This is a genomic window from Anaerobutyricum hallii DSM 3353, from assembly GCF_000173975.1.
Taxonomy (GTDB): domain Bacteria; phylum Bacillota; class Clostridia; order Lachnospirales; family Lachnospiraceae; genus Anaerobutyricum; species Anaerobutyricum hallii.
On sequence record NZ_ACEP01000041.1, the window covers coordinates 1 to 6,067 of the forward strand.

Annotated in this window: 3 protein-coding genes; 2 read left to right on the forward strand and 1 reads right to left on the reverse strand. The window is 40.9% G+C overall.

Translation table 11 applies throughout. The features are described from left to right. Nucleotides 1-455 precede the first annotated feature (455 nt). Nucleotides 456-2,591, reverse strand: a complete 2,136-nt coding sequence (locus EUBHAL_RS03405) for a BglG family transcription antiterminator (protein ID WP_005344891.1) — start codon at nt 2,589-2,591, stop codon at nt 456-458. A gap of 319 nt (nt 2,592-2,910) precedes the next feature. Between EUBHAL_RS03405 and EUBHAL_RS03410 the strand changes: the two genes are divergently transcribed. Then, nucleotides 2,911-4,782, forward strand: coding sequence for a PTS mannitol transporter subunit IICBA (locus EUBHAL_RS03410; protein ID WP_005344893.1), 1,872 nt, complete (start codon nt 2,911-2,913; stop codon nt 4,780-4,782). Nucleotides 4,783-4,896: 114 nt separating this feature from the next. Next, nucleotides 4,897-6,039 (forward strand): mannitol-1-phosphate 5-dehydrogenase, encoded by a 1,143-nt coding sequence (locus EUBHAL_RS03415; RefSeq protein ID WP_005344894.1) that lies wholly within the window; start codon nt 4,897-4,899, stop codon nt 6,037-6,039. Nucleotides 6,040-6,067: the final 28 nt, after the last annotated feature.

Consider the following 6,067-nt stretch of genomic DNA (forward strand, 5'->3'; position numbering starts at 1 on the left):
TGCGGAAAGATTTGTGGAAGAAGTCAGGAGGAATAGAAGTAATCTGGGAAGTTAAATATTTTAGGATTGACACACAATTAATAAGAAAAAGGAGTATATCATCGGTGTACTATTACTGATAATCCGTTCTCAGCAAAAATATCATACATGCATCTGTTTTAATATGTTTTCAGCATACTACAACAATAATTCAAGTATCAGTCCTTCAAAAAACAACTCCACAGAAAGCCACATCCTTCTGGAGCCTATTCAAATCCCTCCAGTAATAAATAGAATTTCCCTCCCCAGCCAAAGCACAGCCCCCGAAGAGAGTCTAGCCCTTATATTTGTGGCCACGGAGCAAGGTTTGGATGCGAGCGCTTAAAGCGAGCATTCAAACCGCCGCGACTAAAGTCACAAATATAAGGGCTAGACTTTCTTCGGGGGGCGTCTCTTTGCCTGCGGCAAATTCCTATTTATACTTTTTCTGCACCGGATGTTTTTAGATGGAGTCTTGTTTGTACTGTTGATTTATAAAATCGTAGTAATATTTCTTCTAGTTGTTTTGTGAAGTTCTCTTTGTTAAGACTTTGTAATGCTTTTAAAAGTGCTGGTTCTTCTAAGAGCGCACCGATTACCTCACTGGTTACCGGGGCAGCAACTTCACTTGCAGGTCCCGAGGGAATCAGAGATACAATAGCGCCCCGGATAATATGTCCACGTTCATAGATTGGTGGTTCAAGCCGGACGTAACCGAAGCAGGAGGTAGAAATTTCTGTACTTCTTCCGTGAAGGAGAAGTGCCTGAAATGGTTTGATATAGGTATCAGCCAGGTTATCTCTGTCTTTTAATATTTTGTATAAATGTGCCTGCATGTCGGAAGTGTCGGCATACAGGGAGGAACAGTAAGAGATTATTTCATCTCTGTTTTTCAGGATTGGAGCCTGATTGATGTAAATATTGCCGAGCAGTTCATAGATTTCGCTTCCAATGGCGGAGAGAAATTCTACATCTTTTCTACAGATTGAGGAATCAGAAGGAACTTCGGGTTCTTTGATTTCTTTTTCCTGTGCCTGCCTTTTCTGTTCCTGAATGACTTTGATGCGGGAATCGAGCAGTATTTTATCCTGACGGGTTAATATTGGATTGACGTGGATGTATGGGTAGGCAATCTCTAGCTTTACAGTGGAGATAACAAGGTCAACGCCTTCTTCCTGTAATCGAATATTATCTAATTCAAAAGCGGAGGTTATACCGCGGATATCAAGGTCAGGGTATTCTTTTTTCAAGCTCTCTGTGAGAAGTCTTGAACTTCCGATTCCAGTTGGACAGACAATCATAACAGAAAGCTTTTTGATTTCTTTTTCAATACGTTCCATTGCCATTGTGAAATAAAGGGTAATAAAACCAATTTCGCTGGCGGGAACTTTTTTTATGCCAAGAATCGGACAGAGGAGAGAAAGTCCCTCTTCACAAGCCTTATATACAGAAGGATAACTTTCCTGAAATTCCTTTAACAGCGGATTTTCTACAGGGATTCCAGCGCGGAGTCTGGCAATGGTCGGTTGGATATGTCCGCTTAATTCTGTGAGGAGCCGGCTGTCTCTCATAAAGTTTATATGTAAAATTTCGTTGACTTTTTTTATGATGGACAGGGTAATCTGATGTACGTCAAGGTTTTTTATATCAGTTAAATCTCTGCTTCCAGATGGCCATATACGCTGTCCGGAAATAAAGACAGCCATATAGATGGTCTCATCGACAGAAATAGATAAATGGAAAAACTGGCGTAATTCCTTCATAATATATTCGGAAACGGCATACTCCGGCTGGATAGATATTTCTGCATAAGACTGTTTGAGTTCTTTGATAAACCGTCCTTTTTGCATTCTCTGTACACAGAGGGAAGTGTATACAAGCAAGTGTAAATATCCATTGTCAGAAAGCTGCATACCAAGCTGTTTCTGACAGCCGCCAAGGATGTGATTAACCTCGGCCATTACTTCGCCATCAATTTCATTGATAAAATTTCGGTCTGACAGAAACTTCTTGTCCTGGAGATTGCCAATGGAGTGATGTTCATTTACCTGTTTACATATGAAAGAAGTCAATGCCTGTCTTCTTGCGATTTCTGTTCCTTCTATAAATACACCAAGTCCGGGACGGCGGACGAGCTTTAGCTGATACTTTGTAAACCAGGTTTCAAGCTGGTTAAGGTCAGCAGTAAGTGTACCCTCGGAAATCTCGAACTTTTCTGTGAAGTAGTAAGATTTAATCGGCTCTTCTGCGAGGAGAAGGTCATGACATAAGAGAGTCAGCCTTTCTGGGCGGTTATCTGCAGGAGCGGAGCTATTTGTATCTTTTTCATCTAAAAGAGCAGCTAACTCTTTCAATCGTTCTGGTGTCTCGTCAATTAAAAGTCCTACACTTCGTTTGCGTACAAAGCAAAAGCCATTATGCTTCATCCATTTTTCAACGGTTGGCAGTTCGCGCTGGACGGAGCGGTCGCTGACACCGAGTTCTTCTGAAATGATACCGATTGTCACAGGGCTGTCCGGTGAAAAGCGGAGCAGAATGCGGATTATTTTATCTGCGCGTGGTGTGAGCTGCATGATTTTTTCTTCCTTTCCTATTCTTCTTCTTATTATACAATATTTTACTGACAAATACTTCTTGTGAAAATGCACAAAAGAGCGACAAAGAAATTGGGTATATTGATGATAAAGTGACAGTTTGTCGGGAAGTCTTACCGACAAAGTTGCGGTATCATTCCTTTGAATTTTGTCATTTTGTGCTTTACAATAGAGACATAGAAAACAAGGGCAGTGCAAAAAAGCACAGTGTCAATATCCCAAGGCCGGAGGCAAAACGTAAAACGGAAACAGGTATTAAGCCGATGGGGAGGGGCAAAAAAGAGAGGAGATATGTAACATGAAAAACGCAGTACAACGTTTTGGTAAGTTCCTTAGTTCAATGGTAATGCCAAATATCGGAGCATTCATCGCATGGGGCTTCATCACAGCATTATTTATCGAAAAAGGATGGCTTCCAAATGCACAGCTTGCAACTTTAAACGGACCAATGCTTAATTACTTACTTCCAGTCCTGATTGCATTCCAGGGTGGTAAGTTAATCGGTGGAGACCGAGGCGGAGTAATGGGTGCGATCGCAACCATCGGTGTAATCGTCGGAGCACCTGATTATCCAATGTTGATGGGTGCTATGGTAATGGGTCCTTTGGCTGGTTTTGTTATTAAAAAGTTTGACCAGGCAATGGACGGAAGAATGCCAGCCGGATTTGAGATGTTAATTAACAACTTCTCCATTGGTATCTTCGGTATGTTATTAGCTATCGTTGGTTACTATGCAATCGGACCTTTCATGAGTGCCGTACTTGTAGTATTAAAAGGTGGTGTTCAGGTACTTGTAGATCATAGTCTTCTTCCACTCGCAGCAATCTTTATTGAGCCAGCGAAGGTATTATTCTTGAACAACGCAATCAATCATGGTATCTTTACTCCTATCGGAATTGAACAGGCAGCAGAAGCTGGTAAGTCCATCATGTATATGTTAGAGGCTAACCCAGGTCCAGGTCTTGGATTACTTCTTGCTTACTGGGCATTTTCTAAGGATAAAGCAACAAAGGATTCCGCACCTGGAGCAATTATCATTCACTTCTTCGGTGGTATCCATGAGATTTATTTCCCATACATCCTTATGAATCCATTAGTAATCGTTGGACCAATCGCAGGTAATATCTGTGCGATCCTTTTCTACAGTATTACAAAAGCAGGTCTTGTAGGACCTTCCGCACCTGGTTCCATCATCGCATTTATGTCAATGTCACCAAAGAGTTCTATCGTAATCACAGCACTTGGTGTTCTGATTGCAGCAACAGTATCTTTCTTAGTTTCTTCACCGATCGTTAAGATGGCAGGAAGCAAGAGTCTTGAAGATGCACAGAAAAAGACAAGCGACATGAAAGCTGAGTCCAAAGGACAGGCAGCAGAAGTTCTTTCCGGAGCAGATGTTAAGGCAGATGACATTAAGAAAATCGTATTCGCATGTGACGCTGGTATGGGATCTTCTGCAATGGGAGCAACAAAGTTCAGAAATCGTATTAAACCTTTAAATCTTGGAATTACAGTAACAAATACATCCGTAGATAATGTTCCTGCAGACGCAGATGTCGTTGTATGCCAGTACATTTTACAGGACAGAGCAGTTAAGAGTGCGCCACAGGCAAGATTAGTAGCAATCGGAAACTTCCTTCAGGATCCTAACCTTGATACATTCTATGCAGAGTTAGAGGGACGTGCAAATGGTACATCCGCCTCAGCTCCAGCAGTAGAACCTGAAGTAAAAGAAGAAAAGAAAGCAAAAAAAGCCGTTCTTAAAAAAGAAGGTATCAAAACAGGCTTAAAGAGTGTAGATAAAGAAACAGCAATTCGTGCAGCAGGCCAGCTTTTATGTGACCTTGGCTTCACAAATGAAGATTATATTCAGGCAATGGTTGACCGTGAAAATATGGTATCTACATACATGGGTATGGGAGTTGCAATTCCTCACGGAACATCTAATGCAAAAGAAACCGTTAAAAAATCTGGTATCGTAGTAATGCAGTATCCAGAAGGTGTTGACTTTGGTGATGAGAAAGCATATCTCGTAATCGGTATTGCAGGTGTTGGTGATGAGCATCTTGAGATTCTTGGAAACATCGTAGCAAGTCTTGAGGACGAAGAACTTCTCGAAACACTGAAAAAGAATGCTGACGTTGACACTATCATGAAAACTTTTGGTTAAAATAAATAACAAAGGTGAGTAATTAAATTAAGTAAAAACTATATTAAAAAATCATATTGAAATAACATCGGGAATAGTCCCGAGGTTTAGATTTAAGAAAGAAGGAGTCAGATTATGAAAAAGGCAGTTCAGTTTGGAGCAGGTAATATCGGTCGTGGTTTTATTGGAGCTTTACTTAGTCAGTCCGGTTATCATGTAGTATTTGCAGACGTTGTAGACAAGATTATCGATAAAATTAATGAGGATAAAACATACACAGTTCATGTAATGGACGTAGAATGTGAAGATCAGAAAATCGAAAACATCAGTGGTGTAAATTCTACAAAGCCAGAAGCAGTAGATGAAATCGCAAGTGCTGACCTTGTAACAACAGCTGTTGGTCTTGTTATTTTACCTCGTATCGCTCCTACAATCGCAGCAGCTATCGAAAAACGTATGGCAGACGGAAACAAAGAGCCGATGAACATCATCGCATGTGAAAATGCAATCCGTGGAACATCTCAGTTAAAGAAAGCTGTTTACGAAAACTTAAGCGAGGAAGGAAAAGCATTTGCAGATGAGTATGTCGGATTCCCAGACTGTGCAGTTGACAGAATCGTACCTCCTGTAAAGAGCGAAAACTTCATTGATGTAGTAGTAGAAGAATACTACGAATGGGATGTAGAGCGCGCAAGCTTCAAGGGCGAGATTCCAGAAATCAAAGGAATGACTCTTGTAGATGACTTAATGGCATACATTGAGCGTAAATTATTCACATTAAATACAGGACACTGCATCACTTCTTATCTTGGAAAGCTTCGTGGATTCCCAACAATCGATGCAGCGATCGCTGATGAAGAAATCTATGACATCGTATCTAAAGCAATGAAAGAGAGTGGTGACGGACTCATCAAGAAACATGGTTTCGACCCTGAAAAACATGCAGCATACATCAAAAAGATTATCGGACGTTTCAAAAACCCATACTTACAGGACGATGTAAGCCGTGTAGGTCGTGAGCCACTTCGTAAATTAAGCCCAACAGACCGCCTGATCAGCCCATTAACAACAGCAGCAGGATATGGACTTCCAGTAGACCACTTACTTGTTGGTGTTGGTGCAGCTTTACACTATGATAATCCAGAAGACAAACAGAGCGTTGAACTTCAGGCAAAAATCAAAGAACAGGGCGTTCGTGAAGCAGCAAAAGAAATCACTCAGCTTACAGATGAAAAGCTGTTAGATGCAATTGTTGCTGAATATGAGAAATTAGCTTAGTTTTTATACAATATAACACAACCGTAGG

Excerpts from the sequence above, each read along its gene's own strand:
- EUBHAL_RS03415 (WP_005344894.1), top strand. The coding sequence starts at position 4,897 with ATGAAAAAGGCAGTTCAGTTTGGAGCAGGTAATATCGGTCGTGGTTTT.
- EUBHAL_RS03405 (WP_005344891.1), bottom strand. The coding sequence starts at position 2,591 with ATGCAGCTCACACCACGCGCAGATAAAATAATCCGCATTCTGCTCCGC.
- EUBHAL_RS03410 (WP_005344893.1), top strand. The coding sequence starts at position 2,911 with ATGAAAAACGCAGTACAACGTTTTGGTAAGTTCCTTAGTTCAATGGTA.